26 protein-coding genes are annotated in these 25,750 nt (G+C 72.0%); 12 read left to right on the top strand and 14 right to left on the bottom strand.

What is annotated here, in order from left to right; all coding sequences use genetic code 11:
• The first annotated feature begins 19 nt into the window (after positions 1-19).
• Positions 20-835, top strand: a complete 816-nt coding sequence (locus ACIBQ8_RS12975; protein ID WP_397192000.1) for a RimK family alpha-L-glutamate ligase — start codon at positions 20-22, stop codon at positions 833-835.
• Here the strand turns inward: ACIBQ8_RS12975 and ACIBQ8_RS12980 are convergent, their stop codons facing one another.
• From ACIBQ8_RS12980 to ACIBQ8_RS13005, 6 genes are all read right to left on the bottom strand, one after another.
• Entirely contained in the window at positions 836-1,582 is a 747-nt protein-coding gene (locus ACIBQ8_RS12980; RefSeq protein ID WP_397192001.1) for an SDR family oxidoreductase, read from the bottom strand.
• A 34-nt stretch (positions 1,583-1,616) separates the two neighbouring features.
• The gene (locus ACIBQ8_RS12985; RefSeq protein WP_397192002.1) at positions 1,617-2,822 is read right to left on the bottom strand and encodes a hypothetical protein; all 1,206 of its coding nucleotides are present in this window, start codon (positions 2,820-2,822) and stop codon (positions 1,617-1,619) included.
• Positions 2,823-2,850: 28 nt separating this feature from the next.
• Positions 2,851-4,146 (bottom strand): DUF2252 domain-containing protein, encoded by a 1,296-nt coding sequence (locus ACIBQ8_RS12990; protein ID WP_397192003.1) that lies wholly within the window; start codon positions 4,144-4,146, stop codon positions 2,851-2,853.
• A 63-nt stretch (positions 4,147-4,209) separates the two neighbouring features.
• Complete coding sequence (locus ACIBQ8_RS12995; protein WP_397179652.1) at positions 4,210-4,983, bottom strand: SDR family oxidoreductase; 774 nt, start codon at positions 4,981-4,983, stop codon at positions 4,210-4,212.
• Between the two features lie 11 nt (positions 4,984-4,994).
• A complete protein-coding gene (locus ACIBQ8_RS13000; RefSeq protein WP_397192004.1) occupies positions 4,995-6,116 on the bottom strand; it encodes an acyl-CoA dehydrogenase family protein in 1,122 nt (373 codons plus the stop codon).
• Entirely contained in the window at positions 6,103-6,717 is a 615-nt protein-coding gene (locus ACIBQ8_RS13005; protein WP_397179654.1) for a flavin reductase family protein, read from the bottom strand. The genes ACIBQ8_RS13000 and ACIBQ8_RS13005 overlap by 14 nt, the downstream gene beginning before the upstream one ends.
• Positions 6,718-6,982: 265 nt before the next feature.
• On the opposite strand from ACIBQ8_RS13005, the gene ACIBQ8_RS13010 reads away from it, so the two are divergent.
• From ACIBQ8_RS13010 to ACIBQ8_RS13030, 5 genes are all read left to right on the top strand, one after another.
• Entirely contained in the window at positions 6,983-8,143 is a 1,161-nt protein-coding gene (locus tag ACIBQ8_RS13010; protein ID WP_397192239.1) for a thiolase C-terminal domain-containing protein, read from the top strand.
• 3 nt (positions 8,144-8,146) lie between these two features.
• Positions 8,147-8,590, top strand: coding sequence for a Zn-ribbon domain-containing OB-fold protein (locus ACIBQ8_RS13015; protein ID WP_397179655.1), 444 nt, complete (start codon positions 8,147-8,149; stop codon positions 8,588-8,590).
• Positions 8,591-9,439: 849 nt separating this feature from the next.
• Positions 9,440-10,180 carry a GntR family transcriptional regulator gene (locus tag ACIBQ8_RS13020; RefSeq protein ID WP_352363150.1) on the top strand — a complete coding sequence of 247 codons (741 nt, stop codon included), beginning with the start codon at positions 9,440-9,442 and terminating at the stop codon, positions 10,178-10,180.
• 265 nt (positions 10,181-10,445) lie between these two features.
• Positions 10,446-10,982: a GNAT family N-acetyltransferase gene (locus ACIBQ8_RS13025; protein WP_397179656.1), complete on the top strand. Its 537-nt coding sequence runs from the start codon at positions 10,446-10,448 to the stop codon at positions 10,980-10,982.
• A gap of 168 nt (positions 10,983-11,150) precedes the next feature.
• Positions 11,151-11,831, top strand: coding sequence for a copper homeostasis protein CutC (locus ACIBQ8_RS13030; RefSeq protein ID WP_397179657.1), 681 nt, complete (start codon positions 11,151-11,153; stop codon positions 11,829-11,831).
• A gap of 27 nt (positions 11,832-11,858) precedes the next feature.
• Here the strand turns inward: ACIBQ8_RS13030 and ACIBQ8_RS13035 are convergent, their stop codons facing one another.
• The 5 genes from ACIBQ8_RS13035 to ACIBQ8_RS13055 form a co-directional block, all read right to left on the bottom strand.
• Complete coding sequence (locus ACIBQ8_RS13035) at positions 11,859-12,971, bottom strand: DUF6986 family protein (RefSeq protein WP_397179658.1); 1,113 nt, start codon at positions 12,969-12,971, stop codon at positions 11,859-11,861.
• 8 nt (positions 12,972-12,979) lie between these two features.
• Positions 12,980-14,302 carry an FAD-dependent oxidoreductase gene (locus tag ACIBQ8_RS13040; protein WP_397192005.1) on the bottom strand — a complete coding sequence of 441 codons (1,323 nt, stop codon included), beginning with the start codon at positions 14,300-14,302 and terminating at the stop codon, positions 12,980-12,982.
• Positions 14,303-14,475: 173 nt separating this feature from the next.
• Entirely contained in the window at positions 14,476-15,993 is a 1,518-nt protein-coding gene (locus ACIBQ8_RS13045; protein ID WP_397192006.1) for an AMP-binding protein, read from the bottom strand.
• A gap of 16 nt (positions 15,994-16,009) precedes the next feature.
• On the bottom strand, positions 16,010-17,077 hold the full coding sequence (locus ACIBQ8_RS13050; protein WP_397179661.1) for a hypothetical protein: 1,068 nt from the start codon (positions 17,075-17,077) through the stop codon (positions 16,010-16,012).
• Positions 17,074-18,141: an LLM class flavin-dependent oxidoreductase gene (locus tag ACIBQ8_RS13055; protein WP_397179662.1), complete on the bottom strand. Its 1,068-nt coding sequence runs from the start codon at positions 18,139-18,141 to the stop codon at positions 17,074-17,076. Before ACIBQ8_RS13055 ends, ACIBQ8_RS13050 begins: the two co-directional genes overlap by 4 nt.
• 101 nt (positions 18,142-18,242) lie before the next feature.
• Between ACIBQ8_RS13055 and ACIBQ8_RS13060 the strand changes: the two genes are divergently transcribed.
• Positions 18,243-18,716, top strand: a complete 474-nt coding sequence (locus ACIBQ8_RS13060) for a hypothetical protein (protein ID WP_397179663.1) — start codon at positions 18,243-18,245, stop codon at positions 18,714-18,716.
• A 6-nt stretch (positions 18,717-18,722) separates the two neighbouring features.
• Here the strand turns inward: ACIBQ8_RS13060 and ACIBQ8_RS13065 are convergent, their stop codons facing one another.
• A complete protein-coding gene (locus tag ACIBQ8_RS13065) occupies positions 18,723-19,703 on the bottom strand; it encodes an acyl-CoA dehydrogenase family protein (protein ID WP_397192007.1) in 981 nt (326 codons plus the stop codon).
• A 133-nt stretch (positions 19,704-19,836) separates the two neighbouring features.
• Between ACIBQ8_RS13065 and ACIBQ8_RS13070 the strand changes: the two genes are divergently transcribed.
• Both ACIBQ8_RS13070 and ACIBQ8_RS13075 read left to right on the top strand, forming a co-directional pair.
• Positions 19,837-20,508, top strand: a complete 672-nt coding sequence (locus ACIBQ8_RS13070; RefSeq protein ID WP_397192008.1) for a hypothetical protein — start codon at positions 19,837-19,839, stop codon at positions 20,506-20,508.
• A gap of 130 nt (positions 20,509-20,638) precedes the next feature.
• The gene (locus ACIBQ8_RS13075) at positions 20,639-22,381 is read left to right on the top strand and encodes a proline--tRNA ligase (protein WP_358298442.1); all 1,743 of its coding nucleotides are present in this window, start codon (positions 20,639-20,641) and stop codon (positions 22,379-22,381) included.
• A gap of 207 nt (positions 22,382-22,588) precedes the next feature.
• Here ACIBQ8_RS13075 and ACIBQ8_RS13080 read toward each other — a convergent pair whose 3' ends face one another.
• Together ACIBQ8_RS13080 and ACIBQ8_RS13085 are read right to left on the bottom strand one after the other, a co-directional pair.
• The gene (locus ACIBQ8_RS13080) at positions 22,589-23,095 is read right to left on the bottom strand and encodes a ferritin-like domain-containing protein (protein ID WP_397192009.1); all 507 of its coding nucleotides are present in this window, start codon (positions 23,093-23,095) and stop codon (positions 22,589-22,591) included.
• A gap of 11 nt (positions 23,096-23,106) precedes the next feature.
• Positions 23,107-23,622 carry a hypothetical protein gene (locus tag ACIBQ8_RS13085; RefSeq protein WP_397192010.1) on the bottom strand — a complete coding sequence of 172 codons (516 nt, stop codon included), beginning with the start codon at positions 23,620-23,622 and terminating at the stop codon, positions 23,107-23,109.
• 284 nt (positions 23,623-23,906) lie between these two features.
• On the opposite strand from ACIBQ8_RS13085, the gene rimP reads away from it, so the two are divergent.
• From rimP to ACIBQ8_RS13100, 3 genes are read left to right on the top strand one after another with little or no spacing between them, the layout of a single operon-like run.
• Positions 23,907-24,401 (top strand): ribosome maturation factor RimP, encoded by a 495-nt coding sequence (gene rimP, locus ACIBQ8_RS13090; RefSeq protein WP_397179669.1) that lies wholly within the window; start codon positions 23,907-23,909, stop codon positions 24,399-24,401.
• A gap of 12 nt (positions 24,402-24,413) precedes the next feature.
• On the top strand, positions 24,414-25,418 hold the full coding sequence (nusA, locus tag ACIBQ8_RS13095) for a transcription termination factor NusA (protein WP_397179670.1): 1,005 nt from the start codon (positions 24,414-24,416) through the stop codon (positions 25,416-25,418).
• On the top strand, positions 25,402-25,701 hold the full coding sequence (locus ACIBQ8_RS13100) for a YlxR family protein (protein ID WP_352365338.1): 300 nt from the start codon (positions 25,402-25,404) through the stop codon (positions 25,699-25,701). The genes nusA and ACIBQ8_RS13100 overlap by 17 nt, the downstream gene beginning before the upstream one ends.
• Positions 25,702-25,750: the final 49 nt, after the last annotated feature.

Here is a 25,750-nt window from a genome sequence, read left to right on the forward strand (position 1 = left end):
CCCCCACTACCATCCCTGGATGACGAACTGTGCATATGTCACCTTTGATGACCCAACCGGCCTGGACGACGAGCGCGACCTCGCGCTCTCCTGCTGGCACGCCAACGGCATCGAGGGCCGCGCCGAACGCTGGGACGACCCCGCGGCCGACTGGAGCGCCTACGACGCCGTCGTGGTGCGATCGGCCTGGGACTACATTGATCGCCGCGCGGAGTTCCTGGCCTGGGCCCGCCGCGTCGAGTCCGTCACCAAGCTGCTCAACCCGGCCGTCGTCCTGGAGGGCAACACCGACAAGACGTACCTGAGAGACCTGGGCGTGCCGACCGTGCCGACCCATTGGTCCGCCCGCGACCTGCCCGACTGGCCCGAGTACGTCGTCAAGCCCGCGATCTCCGCCGGAGCCCGCGACACGACCAGGACCACCGACCGTGACAAGGCGGCGGAGCTGGCCGCCGCCCTTGAGGCCGCAGGACGGCAGCCGATGGTCCAGCCCTACCTCGACATGGTGGAGTCGGAGGGCGAGACCTCCCTGCTCTACTTCAACGGCCGCCTCAGCCACGCCGTCCGCCGCCATCCGATGCTGGCGGCGGGGGCGACCCTCGACCACAACGCGCGGGCCGAGCTCCGCACCCCGGCCCCGGACCAGGTCGACCTGGCCGAGAAGGTGCTCGCAGCCATTCCCCACGCCCTTCTCTACGCCAGGATCGACCTGGTCCGGCTGTCCGACGGCACGCCGGTGGTCATCGAGCTGGAGCTGACCGAGCCGTACCTGTTCCTGCGGTACGCGCCGGACGCCCCGGCGAACTTCGCCAGGGCTCTGGGGGAGCTGGTCTGATCAGCAGGAGATCCCGCCGTCCACCGGGATGACCGTGCCCGTCAGGTACGACCCGGCCCGCGAGGACAGGAAGATGGCCGCGCCCGCCATGTCGTCGGGCCGGCCGATCCGCCCCAGGGGCACGTTCGAGGCGATGGCGGCGCGGGTGGAGGGGTCCTCCAGGGCGAAGGCCATCATCTTGGAGTCGAACGGCCCGGGGGCGATGGCGTTGACCGTGATGTGCTCCTTGGCCAGCTGCCTGGCCAGGTGGCGGGTCAGCATGTGCACGGCCGCCTTGGTGGAGGAGTAGGCGTAGCTCTCCAGGGCGGGCACCCGGATGCCGTCGATCGAGCCCACGTTGATCACCCGGGCCGGGTCGTCCGCGCCGGCCGCCTCGCGCAGGTTCGGCAGGAACTTCTGGGTCAGGTAGAAGACGCCCTTGACGTTGATGTCCCAGAGCTTGTCGAAGGCGTGCTCCGGATACTCCTCCAGAGGCGCGCCCCAGGTGGCGCCGGCGTTGTTGACCAGCACGTGCAGCGGGCCGCCCACCGCCGTGACCAGCGTGTCCACCCCCTCGGGCGTGGACAGGTCGGCCTGGACGGCCGTGCAGCCCAGCTCGGCGGCGGTCTTGTCGACCTCCGCCGCCTTGCGTGCCGATATGACGACGGTCGCGCCGGCCGCCACGAACCCGGCGGCGATCATGCGGCCGATGCCGCGCGAACCGCCGGTGACGACGACCGTCTTGCCTTCCACCGAGAACAGACTCATGTTCCGGAAGCATGCCATACCGACTGGTCGGTTACTAGCTGCCCTCGTCCTTCACCCACAGTCGCAGCAGCCCCCGGAAGTGCTCGGTGAACCGCTCGCGCTCGGCCGCCGGGTACGTGGCCGCGACCGTGTCGACCAGCAGCCGGTCGAACTCCGGCCCGGCCACCCAGTCCAGCACGATCTCGTCGATGTGCCCCAGGTGCGTACGGCAGAACTCCTCGTACCGGTCCACCTCGAAGTACCGGTCGGCCAGCTTGCGGTACTGGGCCAGCCGTTCGCCGTAGTCGCCGGTGACCTCGAAGTAGTCGTGCGTCTCCAGGTCGATGCGCGGCCGGCGGCGGGTGGCCACGCAGAACACGCTCCACTTCACCAGCGCCTTGATCGCCCAGGGGAAGTAGTAGTGCAGGCTGGTCAGGGCCACGTCGGGGCAGGCGTTGGCGTAGTCGATCGGGTGCACGTCGGCGCCCTTGACGAGGGTTTCGCAGGAGTTGAACTCCCAGCGGAAGAACGCGTTCACCAGCCGCCCGACGGTGACGACCTCCTCGCCCACGGACGGCGAGAGGAACTCGTGGTCCACGGCGTACCGGGCGTGCATCGGCTCGTCGGGGCGGAAGCGCATGACCATGGTCTCGGCGCCGATCGACAGCGACCTGGCGAAGGCGTCGTACCCCTCGACGGACTGCTGGAGGTGCATCAGCATCTCGCCGCTCTGGTCGTAGGCGCGGTGCAGCTCGTCGCGGTCGCGGACGCGGGAGACGCCCCGCCAGGCGCCGCCGTCGTAGGGCTTCATGAACAGCGGATAGCCGATGCGCTCGGCCACCGCGTCGAGGTCGAAGGACCGGTTGTAGCGCTCGGCGGTGTAGGCGTAGCGCGAGTTGTCCAGCGGGTTCTTGTACGGCACCAGCACCGTCTCCGGCACCTTGAGCCCGAGCCGCATCATCGCGCAGTAGGCCGCGTGCTTCTCCATCGACTGGAACGTGAACGGGCTGTTCAGCAGATAGACGTCGTCCATCATGGCGATCTTCTTCAGCCACTCGCGAGGATGGTAGTACCAGTACGCCAGCCGGTCGATCACCAGCTCGTGGCGTGGCTTGGCGCGCAGGTCGAACGGCTCGATCGTGATGCGCTCGACGTCGAACTCGCCCACCCCCTTGATCGGCCCCAACCGGCGTAACACGGTCTCGAACGCCGCCGGCCAGTCCTCCTCGGTCCCCAGCAGCAGCCCAATGAGATGACGCACGATGCTCCTCCGCGGCCGCCGCGAGGGCTCACAGGCCGGGCAGGCGACCGTTCCTGAACAGGTCGACGAACCGTTGATGGTCTTCACGAGCCTGTGCCCCATATCGGTGGGCGAAATCCACCAACATGCCGATGAATCCGGATTGATCGCCATTGATGACCGCGACGATCGCCTCCTCCGTCGAGAAGTCCACCAGGTCGTGGCTGGACTCGTCGTCGGCCACCGAGTGCATGCGGGCCACCGCCCGCCCCAGGTCGCGCATGATGGAACGCAGCTCGTCGGGCTCGTTGACGTCGTCCCAGTCGAGGTCGGCCGAGTACGGCGACACCTCGGCCACGAGCTGGCCCACCCCGTCGAGCGAGGCGTACCCGAGCCAGGGGTCGGCGTAGGCCTGCAACGCCCGCTGCGACTCGGCCGTGCGATGGCCCTGGTGCAGGAAGTAGGAGGCCGCCTTCTCGTTGTCGACGTACCGGGCCACGGCCGGGGCCTGGGCCTGCTTCATGTAGAGGATGACGTCGTTCTCCAGCGCCTGCGAACGCCCCTCCAGCAGCAGGTTGTACGACGGCAGCCCCGCCGACCCGATGCCCACGCCCTTGCGCAGCGCCACGTCCTTGACGACGTGCTCGACCGGGTTGGACGGCGTGGGCAGCGTCCCCAGATAGCCCTCGAAGGCCGCCAGCACCCTCTCCCGGGTCGCGGCGTCGACCTCCTCCCGGCCGTCCATGAGGGCGAAGCGCCGGTCGTAGTCGTCGATCACGGTCTCCACGTCCAGCATCGCCACCCGCGTGCTGAGCCGCGCCGTCTGCAGCACCCGGTGCAGCACGCCGCCGGTGGTCTCCAGGGTGAGCGAGCCGATGGCGTCGTCGCCGCCGGCCGCGATGCCGTGCAGCTCGGCCAGGTACGACCGGGCGAACTCGGTGACGAGCGCGCTGATCGTCTCGTCCGACAGCGCCTTGGCATAGCCGATCAGGGCCACGCTGGCGGCGAAGCGCTTGAGATCCCAGACGTAGGGGCCGACGTAGGCCTCGTCGAAGTCGTTGACGTTGAAGACCAGCACCCCGGAGGCGTTCATGTACGTGCCGAAGTTCTCGGCGTGCAGGTCGCCGTGGATCCAGACCCGGCCCGTGGGCTCGTCGAGATAGGAGTCGTCGGCGAAGTCGCCGGTCAGGTCGGCGTAGAACAGGCCGGCGCTGCCCCGGTAGAAGGCGAAGGGGGAGGCCGCCATCTTGCGGAACTTGCGCCGGAAGGCGGCCGGGTCCCGTTTGATCGACTCGCCGAACTCGCTGATCAGGACGTCGAGCAGGAAGGAGGAGCGTGTGCCCATGACACGGACGGTAGCCCGCCCGATGCCCGCCGCCTACCCCGAATTGTCCCTGACAGGGCCAGGTCAGGGATGTTGCGAGGACACCGAGACGGTCTCGCCCGTCATGTACGAGGAGTAGTCGCTGGCCAGGAAGACGATCACGTTGGCCACCTCCCACGGCTCGGCCGACCGCCCGAACGCCTCCTTGGCGGCCAGCTCCGCCAGCAGCTCCTCGCTGGTCACCTTCGCCAGGAAGGGGTGCACGGCCAGTGACGGCGCCACCGCGTTGACCCGTACGCCGTGCTCGGCGACCTCCAGCGCGACGCACCTCGTCAGCGCCATCACCCCGGCCTTGGCCGCCGCGTAGTGCGCCTGCCCGCGCTGCGCCCGCCAGCCGATCACCGAGGCGTTGTTCACGATCACGCCGGAGCCCTGGCCGATCATCTGCCGGACCGCGGCCCTGGTGCAGCGCATGGTGCCGTTGAGGGTGACGTCGAGGACCGCGTGCCACTGCTCGTCGGTCATCTCGGCCAGCGGGGCCGTACCGCCGAGGCCGGCGTTGTTGATCACGACGTCGAGCCGGCCGTGCGCCTCCACCACCGCGTCGAACAGCGCCAGCACCTGCGGCTCCGACGTCACGTCGCACGGGACCGCCAGGGGCTTGACCCCGGTCAGCTCGGTCAGCGCCTCGGCGGCGGCGGACAGGCGGCGCTCGTGCCGGTCGGACAGGACGATCGTCGCCCCCTCCTCGGCGCAGCGCCTGGCGGTGGCGTAGCCGATGCCCGCGCCCGCGGCGGCGGTCACCAGCGTGACCTTGCCGTCGAGCAGACCGTGCGACTTCGGATAGGGCGGTGCCATCCGTGCTCCAATCAGCGGGGGAGTCCGAGAGTGCGCTCGGCGATGATGTTCCGCTGGATCTCACTCGACCCGGCATAGATCGTGTCCGCCCGGCTGAACAAATACAAGCGCTGCAGGTCGTTCAGCCCGCCCGCCGCCACGAGCCCGGCCTTCCCCTGCACCTCCTGCGCCAGCTCGCCCAGCCGGCGATGCCACTCCGACCAGTAGAGCTTGGCGATCGACACCTCCGGGCCCGGGTCCGGGCCCAGCATCCGCAGGGCGTTCAGCCGCATGATCTCCAGCTCCAGCCACGACCGGACGAGCCGGTCGCGCAGCACCGGGTCCTTCGCCGCCCCGGTCCGCCGGGCGGTCGCGATCACCTCGGCCAGCTCCCGCCGGAACCCGATCTGCTGCCCCAGCGTGGACGCGCCGCGCTCGTGGCCCAGCGTGGCCATGGCCACCCGCCAGCCGTCGCCGGGCGCTCCGAGCAGGTTCCCCGCCGCCGTGCGCGCGCCGTCGAAGAACACCTCGTTGAACTCGGAGGTGCCGGTGAGCTGCCTGATCGGACGTACGGTGACCCCCGGCCCGCCCATCGGCACCAGCAGGTACGACAGCCCGCGATGCCGCTGCGAGCCCTCCTCGGTCCGGCACAGGACGAAGCACCAGTCGGCGACGTGGGCCAGCGACGTCCACACCTTCTGCCCGGTGATCACCCACTCGTTGCCTTCGAGCCGCGCCCTGGTCTGGACGTTCGCCAGGTCGGACCCGGCCTCGGGCTCGGAGTAGCCCTGGCACCACAGCTCCTCGCCCCGCTGGATCGGCGGGAGGAAGCGGTCTTTCTGCTCGTCGGTGCCGAACTCCAGGATGGTCGGGCCGATCAGCCCCTCGCCGATCAGGCCGATCCGGGCGGGGGCGCCGGCCCTGGCGTACTCCTCGTAGAAGGCGACCTGGTCGTCGAGGGAGGCGGCCCGGCCGCCGTACCGCTCGGGCCAGCTCAGGCAGGTCCAGCCCGCCTGGCCGAGCCGGCGTTCCCAGGCCAGGCGCAGGTCGTGCCCCTCGTGCTCCCTGCCGGGGCCGCCGAGCCCGCGGACGTGCGCGAACTCGCCGGACAGGCTCTCCTCCAGCCAGGCGCGGGCCTGCTCACGCAGGCTCAACAAAGCCCCCGTAGCCGCCCTGGAAGAAGACCAGGGGGCCGCCGTCGGCGTGCGTGTCGAGCTGCAGCACCCGGGCCACCACGATCATGTGGTCGCCGGCCGGGTGCTCGGCCTCGATCACGCAGTCGAGCCAGGCCAGCGCGCCTTCGAGCACCGGGTTGCCGCCGGGGGAGCCGGTCCAGGCCAGACCGGCGAACTTGTCGCCGCCCTTGGCCGCCATCTGCGCGCAGACCGGCTGCTGGTGCTCGGCCAGCACGTTCACCGTGACGACCTTCGCGCCGCGCACCCGGGGCCAGCTCGTGCTGGTGTGGGCCACGCAGAAGGCCACCAGCGGCGGGTCGAGCGAGACGGAGGTGAAGGAGTTGGCCGCCAGGCCGCACGGCTGGTCGTTCGCCGGGTCGAGGGCGGTGATCGCCACCACGCCGGTCGCGAACCTGCCGAGGACCTGACGGAACCGGCGGCTGTCGATGTGGCCGTTCCCGTTGTGCTGTGCTGGGCCGGGCGGCATGGCGGCTCCGTTGCGAGTCCTGCTGCGCTGGTGGGGCGCCGGAAGGCCGCGACAGCCGTCCGGCGCGATGAGCCGGGCAGCGTGTGTGCTCATGGGGTCCGCCTCCTCGTCACCGACTGCGCCCATCATACATACCAAGCGCTTGCTTGGACACTAGGCTCGTTCCCGAGACCCTGTCAACCCGCCCGAGGCCCGCCCGGAGCCCGCCCGGCGCCCGCCCGGCGCCCGCCCGGCGCCTGGCCGGCGCCTGGCCGGCGTCCGCTCGGGCCCCGGTCGGCGCTCGCCCTCCGGCGGTGGGGGCGCCCGTGGTTGACATGGTCAAAAAGGTGGGCATAGCGTGATCGATGTGCCCAAGCGCTTGCTTGATTTCCGGGATGTGACCGCCATAGCGGGCATCGGCTACACCCCCTTCACCAAGAACTCGGGCGTCAGCACCCTCACCCTGGCCTGCCGCGCCATCCTGGCCGCCCTCGACGACGCCGGCCTGCCCCCGGACGCCGTGGACGGCCTGGCCACCCACCGCGTCGGCGACTCGGCCCCGCCCTCCCTGGTGGCCCCCGCCCTCGGCCTGCCCGACCTCGCCTGGCACCTCGACCAGTTCGGCGGCGGCAGCGTCTCGCACGCCGTCGTCGGCCAGGCCGCCCTGGCCGTGGCCACCGGTATGGCCGAGACCGTCGTCTGCTACCGCGCGATCAACGCCCGTTCCGAGTTCCGCATGGGCGGCACCGGACGTGGCGTGCCGGTCAGCCCCGAGGTCCAGTACCAGGCCCCGTACGGCTTCTTCGCCCCGCCGCAGCAGTACGCCATGTACGCCCGCGCCCACATGCTCCGGTACGGCACCAGGCCCGAGCACTTCGGCCGCCTCGCGGTCACCCAGCGCGCCAACGCGGTCAAGAACCCGCGGGCCCTCATGCGCACCCCCATCACGCTGGAGGACTACCTGGCCAGCAGGTGGATCGCCGAGCCGTTCCGCCTCCTGGACTGCTGCCTGGAGACCGACGGCGCCTGTGCCCTCGTGGTCACCACCGCCGAACGCGCCCGCGACCTGCGCCGCCACCCCGTCCTGATCTCGGCGGCGGCCTGGGGCGGCGGCACGTCCCACCTGTCGGGCACGGGCCCGGCCGATCCCACGGTGACCGCGGCCGCCGCCCTGGCCCCGCGCCTGTACGCGCAGGCCGGCCTCGGCCCCGGCGACGTGGACGTGGCCGAGATCTACGACTGCTTCACGTACTCGGTGATCGTGCAGCTGGAGGACTACGGCTTCTGCGCCAAGGGCGAGGGCGGCCCGTACGTGGAGTCGGGCGCCACGGCCCCGGACGGCGAGCTGCCGGTGAACACGCACGGCGGTTTCCTGTCGGAGGGGTACGTGCACGGCGTCAACCACGTCGCCGAGGCGGTCGCCCAGCTCCGGGGCGAGGCCGGCGACCGTCAGGTGCCCGGCGCCGAGGTGGCGCTCTCGACCGCCCAGCCCGGCTACATCCTGCCCGCCACCTCCGCGCTGATCCTCAGGAGGTCGTGACCCATGACCCACGGTCCCCGTCCCGAGCCCGACCGCGACTCCGCCGAGTGGTGGGAGCGCCTGGCGCGGGAGGGGTTCGCGGTGCAGCGCTGCGACGGCTGCGGCACCGCGCGCTTCCCGGCGCGGGCCTTCTGCCCGTCCTGCCGGGGCGAGGCGTGGCGGTGGCTCCCGGTGCCGGCCGAGGGCGTGGTCGAGAGCTGGATCGTCAACCGGCGGGCCTTCCTGCCGGGGTCGGAGGAGCCGTACGTCGTGGTGATGGTCCGGCTGGAGGCCGTGCCCGGCTGCCTGGTGCACGGCAACTGGCGCGGCGCCGCCCCCGAGCCGCTGCCCGGCCAGCGCGTACGAGGGGTGCGCACGCGCGTCGACGACCGGCTGACCCTGCTCGACTGGGAGCCCCTGGACGGGGACGCGGATGCCCATTCGCCCGAGCGCACATCCTCCCGCTGATCGGTCCAGATCCGGACTTTCGTTTCGTACCGGAAATTCCCACCAGTCCCACCATTGCGAAGGTGCCTACAGGTTGGCCCCCGAGGGTTGATGATGAAGCTGAGGCGTCAACCATGGAGGCGACCCGGACGTGGCGGCGTACGTGTGCGGTAGCGACTCGGCGACAGACGTGACACCGAGGTCACGACCGCTGACCCCTGCCGCCCGCCCGGGCCTGGATCGGACTGCGCGCAGCCCTCCGGGCACGGGGGCGGTACGGCGGCGCAAGAGGGTCCCTCGGAGGAAGGCGCGTCCTGGCGGGCGTGGGGGACCCGCCAGGACGCGCTTCCTGCCCCGTGCGCGGCGACGCCAGGACTCCGGCGAGGGATGGAGTCCTAGGCCGCGAGTTCGCGCACGGAGTCGGTGGGGGTGTGCGAAGGCACGTGCCGCCGGCGACGAACGGTGCTGCGTCGAGCCGTACCGACAGGGTCATCGATGGGGTGCGTGACGGGGGCGCCACCCTCCTCGTTCCAGACAAAGGATCCGTCTATGCACCGCACGGTCGGTTCGGTCGACACCGAGAGCACGGACATCGCCATTTCCAAGCTCTGGTGCTTGTGGGAGAACCCGTCGCGCCGCAACGCGTAACGCAGTGAACGAGTTGCTTCGCGGGGGTCCTGCCAGGGCAGGAACGGCGTGTCCGAGTGAACCGGCAACACTTTGGCCTCCACCCCCTCACCGGCCTTTAGATGGATTTGTACCAACGAATGGATGATGGGCCGGTCGAGGGGCTTCGGTCAAGGGGTTGTGGCCTGCTAGAACCAGATCGTCTAAATTGTTGGAACAAAAGGGGTGAAAGTGGCAAGGTCGGTGCTGTATCAGCAGGTGGCGGCGGAATTGCGTCGAGCCATCTACTCGGGTGTCCTCGGCCCCGGGGCGCAGCTGCCGACCGAGGCACAGCTCATGGAAGACCACGGGGTGAGCAGGAACACCGTCAGGCTGGCTCTCGGGGAGCTCGTCAACGAGGGGCTGGTCACGCGCACGCCGAGGCGCGGCACGGTGGTCCGCGACCGCAGGCCGCTGCTCATCTACCCGCAGCGCGAGCTGGAGCCGCAGCCCACCGGAGAACTGAAGGAGGCCTTCGCCTACGCCGTTGCGCAGGAAGGCCGGGCGCCGAGCCAGTACATTGAAGTGCTGACGGTTTCTCCCGTCGAGGAGATCGCCAGCAGGCTGGAACTGGCCGACGGAGAGCTGGCGGTCGTGCGTCGCCGCCTGCGGTTCGTCGACGGCCAGCCGTACAACACCAACGACTCCTACTTCCCCCGTGATCTGGTCGCCGACTCCGAGATCGCCAGGCCCGGAGACATCGCGCGCGGGGCGAACAGGGTTCTGGAAGAACTCGGGCACGCGCAGATACGCGTCGTCGACGACATCTGGGCCCGCATGCCCAACCAGGAGGAGGCCGAGCGCCTCCAACTCGAACTCGGCACGCCGGTCATGGTCTACGTCCGAGTCGGATACGACGGGGCGGACATGCCGGTGCGTGTCGCTGTGTCGGTGCTGCCCGCCGACAAACATCTGATCAGATACGAGCTCGATCGTCGCCGCTGACGGGCTCGGTTGAAGGGGTGATCCCGCCGGCCGGGCGCAGCGAGAAAGCCGCCTCGCTGGCCTAGGGGAGTCGTGCATACTCCCCTAAATCGCCATTTATCCATATATATCGGGTTGAGGACCCATATCGCCCCTGCGCGACATTGCGTCATCACGCTGTGTGTCGGCATGGGCACCCAACGCATCGAAGGGCTGTATTATGCACACAAACACCCTCCTTCACCCGCTCGCACTCCGGCGCGCGGAGCCCGCGGACCTCCCCGGCGTGCTCAGGCTTCTCGCGGACACCGCCGAGTGGCTGCACACCCAGGGAGTGCGGCAGTGGCCGCGGCAGGGATTCGGCCCCGAGCGGATCGAGCCGCTCATCGAGGAGCGGGTCCTGTACCTGCTCGACGACGAGCTGCGCTATCTCGACCCCGACGTCCAGGCCCCGCCGGTGGCGACCATCGCCCTCGACGGCAACGCCGACCCCGAGTTCTGGACCCCGGCCGACGCCCCGGGGGCCGCGCTCTACGTCCACAAGCTGGCCGTGGCCAGGCCGTGGTCCGGCAGCGGGCTCGGCGACGCGCTCCTCGACTGGGCCGGCTCCGCGGCCCGTTCGGCCGGGCTGCCCTGGCTCCGGCTCGACTGCGCCAAGGCCAACCCGCGGCTGCAGGAGTACTACCGCATGCGCGGCTTCCGGCACGTCCGCACGGTGGACCTGCCGCACCGCTCGTCCGGGGCCCTGTTCCAGCGGCCGTCGCGCGACCTGACGACGACGGCCTTCCGTGACCTGACGGTCGCGGAGCTGATCAGCGCCTAGCGAACCCCTCTGGCCGGATTCGGTCCGGAAGAGGGCCGGGTCCGGCCGGTGGTCGCGCGGCGCCGAGCCGCCGGCCGGTCGAGCGGGGCCAAGATCATACCGCAGCGGCCCCAATGGGCACGTGCGTTTCCGGCGCAAGTGGACAGAGCGCCATATAACCTCTTTGCCATGACCGGATCCCTCCTTGAGGTGATCGCGCTCAATGTGCGCGACGCCGTGGCCGCCGAGCAGGGCGGCGCCGACCGCCTGGAGGTCGTCGCCGACATGGCGGCCGACGGGCTCACCCCTGCACCGGAGACGGTCGCCGCGATAGCCGCGGAGTGCCCCCTTCCGCAGATGGTGATGCTCCGCTGCGAGGCCAACTTCACCGCCGACCCCGACGTCCTGGACCGGCTGCGCCGCGACGCCAAGGCGCTCGCGCAGGCCGGCGCCGCCGGGTTCGTGTTCGGCTTCCTGGACGGCGCGGGCGCGGTCGATCTGGCGGCCACCGAGGCGCTCATCCACGCCGTCTCGCCGCTCCCGTGGACCTTCCACCGCGCGGTCGACCACGCCGCCGACGTGCAGGCGTCCTGGCGGGCCGTGCGGCTGCTGCCCAACCTGGCCACCGTGCTCACCTCCGGCTCCCCCCAGGGCGTCGGCGCGGGGCTGGCCACGCTCAGGTCCAGGGCCGAGGCCGGCGACGGGTCGATCATCCTGGCCGGCGGCGGGCTCAAGCCGGCTCACGTGCCCGACCTGCTGGACTACGGCGTCCGCGCCTTCCACGTGGGCTCGGCCGTACGGGCGAGCTGGACGGACCCCGTCGAGTGGCGGCTGGTCCGGCAGTGGCGCTCCCTGGTCGAGCGCGACTGACCTGCCAGGGACCCCGGGCCGCGCGGCTCAGGGGTACAGGGCCGCGTCGGCGCGGCGGAGGGCGGCGGCCAGCGTCCTGACGGTGGCCGGCTCGTCCATGACGCCGCCCCCGGCCGCCCGCCCCTCCTCCCAGGCCCGTACGCGCTCCCGGTAGGAGTCGTAGTGGGCCAGGTGGAAGGCGTAGACGGTGGCGAACCTGCTGACGAGCTGCGCCGGATGCATGTCCCAGCCCTGGTGGAAGCCGTGGGCCAGGGAGTGGCCGACCAGCCGGGCATGCCTGCCCCACAGGGCGTGGACGTCGTCCGCCCGGTCGGAGGCGGGCCCGGCGGCCAGCGAGCCGTCGGACAGCTCGACGCCCGTGCCCGCGAACGCCGTCTGCATCACGTGCCTGGCATGGTCGCAGGCCGGATGGTCGAGGCGCTGCTCGTGCGGCGGCAGGCCGATGGCGGCGGTGTAGTCGAAGACGCCGAAGTGCGCCGCGGCCAGCCGCCCGCCGAGCGTCCCGGGCAGCTCGGCCCGCAGGAACGGCAGCGTCTGGGGAGCCTCCACCTGCATCTCGAAGCGCAGCCCGGACAGGCCGAGGCGCGCCTCCAGCCGTTCCAGCACGCCCGCGAACTGCCCGAGGTACGCCTCCATCAGCACCTTCGGGAACGTCACCGTGAACCCCGCCGGCAGCTCGCCCGCCCGCTCCAGCACCCCGGTCAGCAAGCCGCCGAGCGTGCGCACCGACCGGCCCGGGTCGCCGTCGGCGAACGACTTCACCCGCAGCCCCCACCGCCGCGGCAGGGTCCCGGCGGCGTGCAGCTCGGCCACGGCCCGCGCGGCCCGCTCGGCGTGCGCGTCCTCCTCCTCGTGCGGGCGCACGCCGTAGCCGTCCTCGAAGTCGATCCGCAGGTCCTCGACCGGCTCGCGGGCCAGCTTGCCGAGCACCCGGTCGCGCACGCCGGGCGCGAACGCCTCCAGATGCGCCTCGGCCAGCCGGAGCGCCCGCTCCCCCCACTCGGCGACGGTCGAGGCGGAGAACCGGTCGGCGGGCACGTAGACGGTGTGGACCGGCTGCCAGCCCGGCTCGGCCATGGGGTAGCGGGCCCGCTGCGCCGCGTGGACCTCGGCGAAGCCGGGCACGGGCTCGTCGTGCACGTACGGGCTCATTCCGGGTGGGCGCAGGCGCGGAGCATGGTGTCGACGCCGACCAGCTTGACGCGTTCGCCCCGGCCGAGCGATCGGGCCAGCTCGCCCTCGGCCCGTTCGATGGCCAGCCAGTCGTCGTAGGTCACCGGCCGCACGCCCCGCTCGGCCAGCAGCGACTCGACCGACGGCCGCGACGCCCGCGCGCCGCCCTCCGGGGCCTCGCCCTCCAGGTCGGCCAGCAGCGTGCGGACCGTCTCGGCGGCGTCGGACTTGTTGGTGCCGATGACGCCGGTCGGCCCGCGTTTGAGCCAGCCCGCCACGTACTCGCGCGGACGCACCCGGCCCGCCTCGTTGGGCACGGTCATGGTCCGCTCGGAGAACGGCACGCCGGGCAGCGGGACGCTCTGGTAGCCGACCGAGCGCAGCACCATGCCGACGGGCAGCGTCTCGTACTCGCCGGTGCCGACGACGCGGCCCTCCTCCGACAGGCGGGTGCGTTCGAGCCGGAGCCCCTCGACCCGGTCGGCGCCCAGGATCTCCACCGGCCGCAGCCAGAAGCGCACGTCGAGGCGGCGCGGCCGGCCCACGGGCTCGCGGCCGGCCCACGACTGCAGGACCTTGATGTTGCCCTGGACCTGGCGCGGGAAGTCGGCGCCGAGGACGGCCGCCTCGTCGGGGCGCACGCAGACGTCGGCGTTGGCCAGCTCGCCGAGCTCGCGCAGCTCCTTCAGGGTGAACTTGGCGTGCTCGGGCCCCCGCCTGCCGACCATGTGGATCGCCTTGACCTGGCTCTGGCTCAGCCGGTCGAGGACGTCGTGGGGCACGTCGGTGTGCCGCAGCTCGTCGGCGGTCTTGGCCAGCACGCGGACGACGTCGACGGCCACGTTGCCGACCCCGATCACCGCGACCTCGGAGGTGTCCAGCGTGAAGCGGCCGGGATCGACGTCGGGATGGCCGCAGTACCAGTTGACGAAGTCGGTGGCCGCCACGCTGCCCGGCAGGTCCTCGCCGGGGATGCCGAGCCGCCGGTCGACCATCGCGCCCGTGCAGTAGACGACCGCGTCGTAGACGCGAAGCAGGTCCGCGACCGAGACGTGGTCGCCCAGCGTGACGCCGCCGAGGAAGCGCACCTGGGGCAGTTCGAGGACCCTGCGCAGGTAGTTCGCGATCGACTTGATCGAGGTGTGGTCGGGCGCCACGCCGTACCTGACCAGCCCGTACGGCGTGGGCAGCCGTTCCAGGACGTCGACCAGCACAGGCTCGGCCGCCTGCTTGACCAGCGCCTCGGCCGTGTAGATCCCGGCCGGGCCCGACCCGATGACCGCCACGTGCAACGCCACGCTGCCTCCTCATGCCGGTGAAGGTGCGACGCGGAGGACGCGTCCCTAGAGGTGCAACCGGCCCGTGTGCTCGATGTATCCCCGGTCGCCCGCAGGTGAACCCGTCTCCCGTGAATACCCGTCCAACCGGATTCTCGCTCACGGGGCTCCTCATGGCAGCCCCTGAAACGCCGCTATCCGGCGACGGCCCGCGAGCGCAGGAGGAGCTTGTCGACCTTGCCGTTGACATTGACGGGCAGCGCGTCCACCACTTCGACGCGCTTGGGCACCTTGTAGTTGGACATGTTGGCCTTCGCCCAGTCCAGCAGCGCGCCGGCGGTGACGCGGACGTCCGGCCGGGGCACCACGTACGCCACGCCGGCCTCGCCGGAGACCGGGTCGGGCACGCCGACCACGGCGGCCTGGGCCAGCGAGCCCTCGCGCAGCAGGAGCGCCTCGACCTCGGCGGGCGAGACGTTGAACCCGTTGACGATGTAGAGCTCCTTCTTCCTGTCCACGATGGCGAGGTTGCCCGCCTCGTCCAGCACGCCGACGTCGCCGGTGTGCAGCCAGCCGTCGGCGTCGATCACCTCGGCCGTCCTGCCGGGCTCGTCCCAGTAGCCGCGCATGACGCCGTAGCCGCGTTGCAGGATCTCGCCGCGCCGGCCGGGCGCGACCTCCTTGCCGTCGTCGTCCACGATCTTGACCTCGATGCCCGGGACGGCCCTGCCGGTGGTGTTCGCGATCACGTCGATGGGGTCGCCGGCCCGCGTCATGGACACGACCGTGCCCTCCATCAGCCCGTACGCGTTGATCATCCGTTCCAGGCCGACCCGCTCGGCCAGCCGGGTGATCAGCGTCGCGGGCACGGAGGCGGCCCCGCAGATGGCCACCCGCAGGGAGGAGACGTCCCAGTCGGCGCGGTCCAGCTCGTCCAGGATCCGGGCGAACAGGGTGGGCGGCCCGGCCAGGATCGTCACCTTCTCGGCGGAGATCAGCGACATCAGGGCGTCCGGCGAGAACACCGGGATCGGCAACATCGTGGCCCGCCGCAGCACGCACGCGACGAGCCCGGCGTTCAGCCCGAACCCGTGGTTGAACGGCGCGATCACCGGATAGCGGTCGTGCTCGTCCAGCGTGACGATCTCCGCCCAGTCCCAGTAGCCGCGCAGGACCTGGGCGTGGTCGAGCATCACGCCCTTGGGCGTGCCCGTGGTGCCGGAGGTGGACATGATCTCGCACAGGTCGCCGGGCCCGACCGCGAGCGCGCGTTCCTCGACAGCGCGTCCGCTCACGCCGCCCGGCTCAAGGTCGCCGGCCGGGCGCACGGCCACCCGGGCGTCCATGGGCGGCAGCAGGCCGGCGAGCGGCGGATCGCCGACGATGACGACCTTCACCCCGGTCCGGCCGATCAGCCCGGCCGCCTCGATGCCCTTGTACCGCGCCGACAACGGCACGAGGACGGCCCCCGCGTCCCAGACGCCGAACGCGTGCCGCACCCATGACGCCGAGTTCGGGCCCCATATGGCCACCCGGTCGCCGGGTTCCACGCCGAGGGCGATCAGCCCCCGGGCGACCTCGGCGGCTCCCGCCCTGAGCTGCGACAGCGTGACGCGCGTGCCGCCCTCGACGACCGCGACGGCGTCCGGGTGGCGGGCGGCCTGGTCGCGCAGCATGCGGGGGAGCGTCCCCCAGTCGGGCATCGATGCCATCGGCTACTCCGTCGCGCTAGCTGACGAGGGCCCTGTCCCGGCCGAGATGGTGGCCGCGCCGGTCGTCCACCGTGCCGGGCACGGGGGTCTCCAGGACGTCCTGGGCGATCCGCACGTCGATCGAGATCGGGGTCAGGGCGCGCACGGCCTGCTCGATCCTCGACCGCCACATGGGGTTCCTGACCAGGCTCTCCCGGCCGAACGAGACGGTCAGGGCGGCGGCGTCCAGGGTGCCCTGGCGCTCGACCGACAGCTCCCAGCCGGTCACCCCGTCGATCTTCGACAGCGCCTTCTCGACCCGCGGCAACGCCAGCCACACGCCCCTGACCAGAACGTGGTCGCCGACGGTGTGCGCGGGGGCGGGCAGCCCGGAGCCGCCGGCCCTGGCCACCAGGCCGGTCCTGAGCACGGCGTCGCCCAGCGTGGAGTGCCCGGACGGCGTGAGGACCAGCTCGGCCAGCGGGTCCTGCCCGCCGGCCAGGTCGTCCTTGGTCAGCGAGGCCAGGCCCAGCACGCCGTCGGCGAGCGGGGTGAGCGGCGCGTCCTCGGCGGTCCGGTACGCCAGCGCGCCCCCGCTGAACGGGCTGGCCAGCACCTCCGTGACCGCGCAGCCGAACTCGCCGGCCAGATGTCCCATCGTCCGCCTGGAGGCGATCTCGCCGGTCAGGACGATGTGGTCGAGCCCGAGGTCGAGCGGGTCGAGGAGGAACTCCAGGTGCAGGCGGGCCAGCAGGTCCATCGCGCCCGTCGGGGTGCTGACCAGCGTGGTCGCGCCGAGCGCGGTCAGCGCGTGGTGCAGGCGCAGGCGGCCGCGCGGCCCGACGGCGGCGGCGGCCCGCGCCACCTGCGCGGCGGCGGCGGCCCACAGCGCGCCCGCGGGCTCGGCGAGCGCCACCACGACCCGGTCGCGCCCGCCGACCCCGGCCGCGCGCAGCGCCGCCGCGGTGAGCCCGGTCGCGGCGGCGGCGTCGTCGGGGCCGAGCGGGAACACGCTGGACAGGTCGGGCGCCACGAGCAGCAGCCCCTCGGCGGAGCGGGCGGCCGAGGCGAGGTCGTCGCGGGTCAGCCAGCGGGCGGCGGTCAACGGGCCACCTCGTTCATGAACAGCGTCATCGACTCGCACACCCGCTCGTGGGCCAGCCCGCCGACCTGCGCCTGGATGATCAGGTCCGTGGCGCCGGCCTCGGCGATCCTGGCCAGGGCCTTGCGCGAGCCCTCGACGTCGTCCACCACGACCATGAGGTGCTCGCGCAGGGTGGCCATCGCCTCCTCCGGCGGCATCCCGGCGGCGAGCTGGCCCAGCACGCGGTGGGTGGCGTGCCGGGCGTCGTAGTAGTCGGGCGGGGTGACCAGGTTGACCTGGCGGCGGATGTACCACAGGACGGCGTCGGCGGCCGTGGCGGTGGCCTCGTCCCGGGTGGGGGCGGCGAACCAGGGGATCATCAGCGCCACGCGCCGGGAGGCGGGGTCGAATCCGCTCTCGGCCAGGCACTCCCGGTATCTCGCGATGTCGGCGGCGACGTCGTCGATGCCCTTGAGCATCGTCATGCCCAGCAGGTTGTAGCCGTGCCGGGCGGCGGCCAGGTAGCCCTCCAGCGAGGTGGAGGCCACCCACACGGGCGGGTGCGGCTCCTGGACCGGACGGGGGTAGACGGCCACGTCGGGGATCTCGAAGAACTCGTTCGACCTGCTGATCGGCTCGCCGTCGGCGCGCCAGATGGCGAGCGTGGCCTCCAGCGAGTCCTCCCAGATCTGCCGCGACTTCTCGAACGGCCGCTGGAAGGCCTGGTACTCCAGGGGGGAGGCGCCGCGTCCGGTGCCGAACTCGACCCGGCCGCCGCTCAGCACGTCGAGGGTGGCGACCCGCTCGGCGGTGCGGATGGGCGACTGGAACGGCAGCAGCACCACGCCGAGCCCGAGGTGGATGCGCTCGGTGCGCTGGGAGATGGCCGCCAGGACCAGGTCGGGGGCGGAGGAGTGGGAGAAGCCCCTGGTGAAGTGGTGCTCGACGAACCAGGCCGTGTCGAACCCCAGCCGATCGCCGAGGACGACCTGCTCGATCACGTTCTGGAACGCCTGTCGTTCGACCCCGCGGGTGCGGCCGCGGACCTCCAGTTCGTACCCCAGGCTGATCCGTAGGGACGTCATCGCGCCTCCGGCGAAAGTAGTGAACCAAGCGCTCGCTTGGTAGAGCGTATCAGGGCCGAAGACTTGCGGGAAGGGCGCGCCGCCGATCAGAGTGGTTGCTCGTGAGGCGAAAGCACGCGCTGCGGCGGTCGAAGGACGGCACGTTCCACGACCATGGCGACGACGATCCCTCGCTGCCCGACGCGCGCGCCTACGAGGCTTTCGGCCGGGTCATGGCCGCCCTCGCGACCGAGGCCGACGTCATCGAGTCGTGCCGCGACCTGACGTGGTGGCGCGGCGCCGACCGGAGCTGGCACATCGAGTGGCGCGACGGGCCGTACGCCTCGGAGGTGGCCGCGCTCCTCGCCGCCCAGGCCGGCGACGCCGGTGGCGCGCCGCTCACGGCCGCCGGCCCCGCGGGCGCGGGCTCGGCGGTGCTGGAGGTGATGGGGGTGCGCTTCGAGCTGCGCGCGATCGACCCCATGGGCCGGGCGCGGGTGCGCGCGCGGCCGGGGTTGTGGCGTCTGGCCGAGGCGCTCGACACCACCCGCCGCACCAACACCCGTCATCCGTGGGAGGAGCTGCTCGGCGGCTGAGCCGCCTCACGCCTGGCCGAAGACGTGCGCGGCCAGGCGGGCGCGGTGCGTTCGCGGCGGGCACAGGAGCTGGGCGTCGGACGTGGCCCGCTTCAGATACCGGTGCGCCGGATGCTCCCAGGTCACCCCGATCCCGCCGTGCACCTGGATGTTCTCGCCCGCCGCCGTCAGGTACGCCTCCGCGCAGTACGACCCCGCGACGGCCGCGAAGACCTCCGTCTCCGTCTCCGTTTCCGACGCCGCCGCCTCCGCCGCCGCCCGTGCCGCCGAGCGGGCGGACTCCACGAGCAGCAGCACGTCGGCCAGCTTGTGCTTGATCGCCTGGAACGAGCCGATCGGCCGGCCGAACTGCCGCCGCGAGCGCGCGTACTCGGTGGCCATCTCCAGGCAGCGCGCCGCGCCGCCGGTCTGCTCGGCCGCCAGGGCCGCGATCCCGAGGTCGCGTACGCGGGCCCACGACGTCCCCGGGCCCAGCCGTCGTACGGGGGCGCGGTCGAAGGTCAGGGAGACCAGGGGCCGGGTCTCGTCCATGGTCGGGTACGCCGTCCGCCGCGTCGGCGCGGCCTCCACCAGGTGTCCGCCGGCGTAGGCGAGCACGATCTCGCCGTCCAGCGCGTACGGGGCCGAGCCCGAGAGCCGGTCGCCGGCCAGCGTCAGGTCGCCGTCGCCCGGCAGCAGGACGGTCGCGGTCGCCGTCCCCGAGGCCAGCTCCGGCAGCAGCCGGGCCCGCGCCTCCTCGTCGCCGTCGGCCATGAGCGCCCCGACGGCCAGCACGGCCGACTGCAGGAACGGGTGGGGTGACAGCGCGCGTCCCAGCTCCTCGGCCACGGCCGCCGCCTCGGCCGGGCCGCAGCCCGCGCCGCCGTACTCCTCGGGCACGAGCAGCCCCGCGGCGCCCACGTCCCGCGCGAACGCCTGCCACGTCGCGTCCGGCCGGTCGGCGAGGTAGGCGCGGACGACGGCGCCGAGCTCATCGGAGAGGGTCACCCGAGCATAGTAAACCAAGCGATTGCTTGTCTTAGATTCGGATGACCGAAATTTGCCTTTTTTGGATGGATACATAATCTGGATGCGGTCATCCCTAGACATTTCCGGGGGAGGGATTGACCAGGGAATGAAGATGAACCACACCGCGATCGAGTACGCCGACTTCGCCGAATGCGACCGGCGTCTGCGCCGCATGGAACGCCATGTGCTGGCGGCCTTCCTGGCAGGACTGGCCGTCGGCCTCGTCGGCATGTTCACCGCCGGCAAGGGCCCGGAATGGTTCGGCCAGCTCTACGACCCCTACGCCTACCTGACCCTCGCGCTGGTCGTGGGCGCCACCGCGTCGGGGTTCGGCTGGGCGCTGCTGACCACGTTCCTGGCGGCGGTGTCCACCCTGGTCGCGGCCATGGGCGCGGGCGCGCTGCGCGGTGTGGACGGCTTCGACATCATCGGCGGCGGCGTCGCCGGGCTGAACTGGACGGTCGGCCTGCTCGTCGGCCTCGGCCTGCTCGCCTACGTCACCCGCAGGCGGGACCGCTGGGGCGACCTGGCCGCGGGCGCGATCGGCGCCCTGCTGATCGCCGACGTCGTCGACCGCGCGACCCCCGGCTTCATCGACAGCGAGCAGTCCTTCTGGCCCGGTCCCGCCACGGTGGTCGCGCTGCTGGCCGTGGCCCTGGTCGTGGTGCTGCGCAGGAACCGGCGGGCACGCGTGCGCGCCCTGGCGGTCTCGGCCGTCTTCGCCGGTCTGTTCACCGTGTGCCTGGGCGTCTTCGTGGGCGGCTGGCTGCCCCTGCCGGCCTGAGCGGGCGTACCGGCCGCGAACCCGGCGATCCGGGCCGATCAGGACCCGCGCCCGATTAACGCCGCGCGGCGCGGCTCCCCGAGTCGATAGCCTGTAATCCTTCAGATCCAGGCCCGAGCAAGGAGTAGCCGTGTTGCTGCGCATGTCGTCGTTGTTTCTTCGCACCCTGCGGGACGACCCGGCAGACGCGGAAGTGCCGAGCCACAAGCTCCTCGTCCGCGCCGGCTACGTCCGCCGCGTGGCCCCCGGCATCTACTCGTGGCTGCCCCTCGGCAAGCTGGTGCTGGAGAACGTCACCAGGATCGTCCGCGAGGAGATGAACCGGATGGGCGGCCAGGAGGTGCTCTTCCCCGCCCTGCTGCCCCGCGAGTACTACGAGGCCACCGGCCGCTGGACCGAATACGGCGACACCCTGTTCCGGCTCCAGGACCGCAAGGGCGCCGACTACCTCCTCGGCCCCACGCACGAGGAGCTCTTCACCGACATGGTCAAGGGCGAGTACTCCTCGTACAAGGACTACCCGGTCACGCTCTACCAGATCCAGACCAAATACCGCGACGAAGCCAGGCCCAGGGCCGGCATCCTGCGCGGCCGCGAGTTCCTCATGAAGGACTCCTACTCCTTCGACCTCGACGACGACGGCCTCAAGCGCTCCTACGAGCAGCACCGCGAGACCTACATCCGCACGTTCGAGCGGCTCGGCATCGAGTACAAGATCGTGTTCGCCACCTCGGGCGCGATGGGCGGCTCGGCCTCCGAGGAGTTCCTGGCGCCGACCCCCACCGGCGAGGACACGTTCGTGGCCTGCCACTCCTGCGGCTACGCGGCCAACGCCGAGGCCGTCACCACCACCGCGCCGCCCGCCCGCGACCTCGACGGCGCCGCGCCGATGCGGGTCCTCGACACGCCCGACACCCCGACCATCGAGTCCCTGGTGTCCTACGTCAACGAGCGCCACGGCCTGTCCGTCACCGCCGCCGACACGCTGAAGAACGTCGTCGTCAAGGTCACCACCCCGGGCTCCGACAAGGTCGAGACGCTGATCATCGGCGTGCCCGGCGACCGCGAGGTCGACTTCAAGCGCCTGGAGGCCGCGCTCGCGCCCGGCGAGCCCGCCATCTTCGAGGCCGCCGACTTCGCCGCCCACCCCGGCCTCGTCCGCGGCTACATCGGCCCGCAGATCCTGCGCGAGCTCGGCATCCGCTACCTCGTCGACCCGCGCGTCGTCACCGGCAGCTCCTGGGTCACCGGCGCCAACGAGCCCGGCAAGCACGCCGCCGACGTGGTCGCCGGGCGCGACTTCGTCCCCGACGGCACGATCGAGGCCGCCGAGGTGCGCGCCGGCGACCCCTGCCCCCGCTGCGGCTCCCCGCTGTCCATCGACCGCGGCATCGAGATCGGCCACATCTTCCAGCTCGGCCGCAAGTACGCCGACGCCGCCGGCCTCGACGCCCTGGGCCCCGACGGCAAGCCCGTCCGCATCACCATGGGCTCCTACGGCATCGGCGTCTCGCGGGCCGTGGCCGTCATCGCCGAGCAGGCCCACGACCAGCTCGGCCTGGTGTGGCCGCGCGAGGTCGCGCCCGCCGACGTGCACATCGTCGGCACCGGCAAGGAGAACCAGGTCGAGGCCGCCCTTGAGCTGGCCGGCGAGCTGGAGGCGCAGGGGCTGCGGGTGCTCGTCGACGACCGCGCCCAGGTCTCGCCGGGCGTCAAGTTCAAGGACGCCGAGCTGCTGGGGGTGCCCACGATCGTGGTGATCGGGCGCGGGCTGTCGCAGGGCGTCATCGAGCTGCGCGACCGGGTGACCGGCGTCAAGGAGGAGATCCCCCTCGCCGAGGCCGCCACCCGCATCCTCGCCGCCTGCCGCTGACCCGCGACCCGCGGGCCGGGCGACTTCCCGCCCGCCCGCGGTCCGGTCTCGCTGTCCCGGCTCCCGCGATGGGGCTGCTGTCCGGCTCCCTGGGCTCCGGGCCGCTGTTCCGCCTCCCTGCGATGGGGCAGGGCCGCTGTTCCGGCTCCCTGCGATGGGGCAGGGCCGCTGGTCGGTGCCCCAAGGGGGCGGTTCGTGGTGGTGTTGTCAGCCGCCGGAGCGGGACGGGGCCGGTGTGGGGGGCGGGGTGCTGCCCGGCATGCCGGGGAAGGCCGGGGGTGGCGCCGGCTGGAAGGCGTAGGCGCGGGTCGCCGACTCCTGCATGGCCAGGGCGGCGTACTTGCGCAGCGCCGGGTCCGCGGCGGCGGCCAGCTCCAGATAGGCGGCCGTGATGCCGCTCTCCAGCTGCACGGCCAGCCGGGCGGCCTGCGCGGCGCCCGTGGGCACGTACGGCAGCGCGTAGGAGGGCTCCGACTCGTTCGGCCGGCCCCCGCGACCGATGATCAGATTGCGGAGCTGGTCGCGGCGGGCCCGGTGGGCCTCGTACGCGGCGCCGGTCAGGTCCCGCAGGGAGCCGGTCGTACGCGCCCCCAGGAGCCCGTAGGCGAACACGGCGGCGTGCTCGGCGGCCAGGGCCTTGCGCAGCTTCCCGACGTCGTCCCCGTCCATCAGGGCGCTTTGCCGCGCGGCGCTGTCCATCACGAACCCGTTCATCCCGATCCCGTTCACGACGACTTGGGCAGCGACACGGCGTGGACCGCCTCGCACGCCCCGATGCTGGCGAGGAGCTGGGCCACGCCGGGGGACAGGCCGGCGAGCTGACGAGGCCGTTGCGCCGCGGCCCGGCGCTCCACGTCCCGCAGCCGCGACAGCGTGGGCTCGGGCGGCTTCGACGGCGTGGCGCTCGGCGACGCGCCCGGCGAGGCAGGCGCGGAGCCGGCCGGCGAGGAGGCGGACGGCGAGGCGGGCGGCGGGCCCGCGGGCAGGTATTTGCGCAGCTCCGCCAGGTGCGCCTGGTGCCGGGCGCGGAAGGGCTCCAGGGACTCGGCGCCGCCCGCGATCAGCGCCGAGTAGAGGGCGACCGTGCGCTCCTTGTCGGCGACCACCTGCCGCAGCAGAACGGTCTCGGGCGAGTCGGGCGCCGGGGTCGCGGGCCCGGCGGGACCCGGGGCGCTGCAGGCCGTCAGGGCGGCCGCTCCGCCCGCCAGCACGGCTCGCCTGGAGAGGTGACGCGGGCGCACGGGCTTGGACCTCCGGTGACTACGGACCCGGTGACGAGGGACCCCAGTGACCGGGGCGCCGACGGCGACGGTTCCAGGTGACTGCGGACGCAGATAGCATCGTACGGGCTGGTGCCCGGGAACGCCGTCAGGCGACGCTCCGCCACTCGACCACGACGAGTGGCGCTCTCTCCGTGCCTCCGTACAGATAGGGTGTCAACTGTCGTCGCTGGCTGCGCAGCCAGACGGCGGAGAGCCAGTGGCGAGGTCCGCCCGGCTGAGACATGACAATAGGGGAGGTCGATATGGGCAGCGCATCACCCCGCGACCACCTGATGAAGCTCCTGGAGCCCGTGGTCGGCGCGGAGGGCCTCGATCTGGAGGACGTCACGGTCACCCAGGCGGGCAAGAGGCGGTTGCTGCGCGTGATCGTCGATCGCGACGGCGGCGTGAGCCTCGACGACATCGCCGACGTGAGCCAGGCCGTCTCCACGGCGCTCGACGAGGACGACGTGATGGGGCAGGCCGCCTACACCCTTGAGGTCTCCTCTCCGGGCGTGGACCGCCCGCTCACCGAGCCGCGCCACTGGCGCCGAGCCGCCAAGCGGCTGGTGAAGGCCGAGATGAGAGACGGCACCGTGGTGGAGGGCCGCGTTACGGCGGCGGACGAGAGCGGCGTCGACCTCGACGTCGCCGGCTCCGCGCGCCGGCTCGATTACCAGGACCTGACCCGAGGCCGGGTGCAGGTGGAGTTCCGCCGGATCGACGACACCGACGACGTCGACGGCGACGAAGGCTAAGGGGGAAGCCTCGTGGACATCGACATGAGCGTCCTGCGCAGCCTGGAGCGGGAGAAGGACATCTCCTTCGACCTGGTCGTCAAGGCGATCGAGGACGCGCTGCTGATCGCCTACTTCCGCACCGAGGGCTCGGCGCCCAAGGCGCGCGCCGAGCTCGACCGCGGCAGCGGCCACGTCACGATCTGGGCGGCCGAGCTCGACGACGAGGGCGACGTCGTCAGGGAGTTCGACGACACTCCGGGCAACTTCAGCCGGATCGCCGCGACCACCGCCAAGCAGGTCATCCTGCAGCAGCTCCGCGACGCCGAGGACGAGATCAACTTCGGCGAGTTCGCCAGCCGCGAGGGCGAGCTGGTCTCGGGCGTGATCCAGCAGGGCAAGGACCCGCGCGTGGTGCTGGTCGACCTCGGCAAGATCGAGGCCGTGCTGCCGCACGCCGAGCAGGTCCCGGGCGAGGACTACGTGCACGGCGAGCGCATCCGCGCCTACGTGGTGCAGGTGAAGAAGGGCCACAAGGGGCCGTCGGTGACGCTGTCGCGCACCCACCCCGGCCTGGTCAAGAAGCTGTTCGCGCTGGAGGTGCCGGAGATCGCCGACGGCACCGTGGAGATCGCCGCGGTGGCCCGCGAGGCCGGCCACCGCACGAAGATCGCGGTCCGGTCGCGCAAGCCGGGCGTCAACGCCAAGGGCGCCTGCATCGGCCCGATGGGCTCGCGCGTCCGCAATGTGATGACCGAGCTGCACGGCGAGAAGATCGACATCATCGACTGGTCCGAGGATCCGGGCGAGTTCGTCGGGAATGCGCTGTCGCCGGCCCGTGTTTCCCATGTCGAGGTTCTCGACCTCGAAGGACGGGTCGCACGGGTGACGGTCCCCGACTACCAGCTTTCGCTGGCCATCGGCAAGGAAGGGCAGAACGCCCGGCTTGCCGCAAGGCTCACCGGATGGCGTATTGACATCCGGCCTGACACACAAGCCGAGGATGCCGCCGGTTCCGTAGATGCGTCAACACGGTAAGCTGGAATATGGTGGCCACGCGGCCCCACAGCGCACCTGTGTGGGCTGCAGGGTTCGCACGGCTAAGTCCGAGCTGCTCCGCCTGGTGCGGATCGAGGACCATCTGGTCCCTGATCTGCGAGGACGGCTTTCTGGCCGCGGTGCATCGCTGCATCCGTCCTTGAGCTGTCTGGAGCTTGCCGAGCGTCGCCGAGCGTTCCCGCGCGCGTTCCGCGTGCCGGGGCCGCTTGACGTCTCGCGAGTGCGGGCACACCTGGAGGAGGAATCACGAAATGTCATGTAGGACGCCGAGTTGATGGGCGGAGTCAGATTGCTATGAGCGCCTGATGAGC

The sequence above is a fragment of the Nonomuraea sp. NPDC049646 genome, assembly GCF_044465525.1.
Taxonomy (GTDB): domain Bacteria; phylum Actinomycetota; class Actinomycetes; order Streptosporangiales; family Streptosporangiaceae; genus Nonomuraea.

Coding starts and splice junctions, on each gene's coding strand:
- ACIBQ8_RS12975 (WP_397192000.1), top strand. CDS start 20: ATGACGAACTGTGCATATGTCACCTTTGATGACCCAACCGGCCTGGAC.
- ACIBQ8_RS12995 (WP_397179652.1), bottom strand. CDS start 4,983: ATGGCACCGCCCTATCCGAAGTCGCACGGTCTGCTCGACGGCAAGGTC.
- ACIBQ8_RS12990 (WP_397192003.1), bottom strand. CDS start 4,146: ATGGGCACACGCTCCTCCTTCCTGCTCGACGTCCTGATCAGCGAGTTC.
- ACIBQ8_RS13055 (WP_397179662.1), bottom strand. CDS start 18,141: ATGACGTCCCTACGGATCAGCCTGGGGTACGAACTGGAGGTCCGCGGC.
- ACIBQ8_RS13100 (WP_352365338.1), top strand. CDS start 25,402: ATGCGTCAACACGGTAAGCTGGAATATGGTGGCCACGCGGCCCCACAG.
- ACIBQ8_RS13015 (WP_397179655.1), top strand. CDS start 8,147: ATGACCCACGGTCCCCGTCCCGAGCCCGACCGCGACTCCGCCGAGTGG.
- ACIBQ8_RS13045 (WP_397192006.1), bottom strand. CDS start 15,993: ATGGCATCGATGCCCGACTGGGGGACGCTCCCCCGCATGCTGCGCGAC.
- ACIBQ8_RS13070 (WP_397192008.1), top strand. CDS start 19,837: ATGAACCACACCGCGATCGAGTACGCCGACTTCGCCGAATGCGACCGG.
- ACIBQ8_RS13005 (WP_397179654.1), bottom strand. CDS start 6,717: ATGAGCACACACGCTGCCCGGCTCATCGCGCCGGACGGCTGTCGCGGC.
- ACIBQ8_RS13080 (WP_397192009.1), bottom strand. CDS start 23,095: ATGAACGGGTTCGTGATGGACAGCGCCGCGCGGCAAAGCGCCCTGATG.
- ACIBQ8_RS12980 (WP_397192001.1), bottom strand. CDS start 1,582: ATGAGTCTGTTCTCGGTGGAAGGCAAGACGGTCGTCGTCACCGGCGGT.
- ACIBQ8_RS13030 (WP_397179657.1), top strand. CDS start 11,151: ATGACCGGATCCCTCCTTGAGGTGATCGCGCTCAATGTGCGCGACGCC.
- rimP (WP_397179669.1), top strand. CDS start 23,907: ATGGGCAGCGCATCACCCCGCGACCACCTGATGAAGCTCCTGGAGCCC.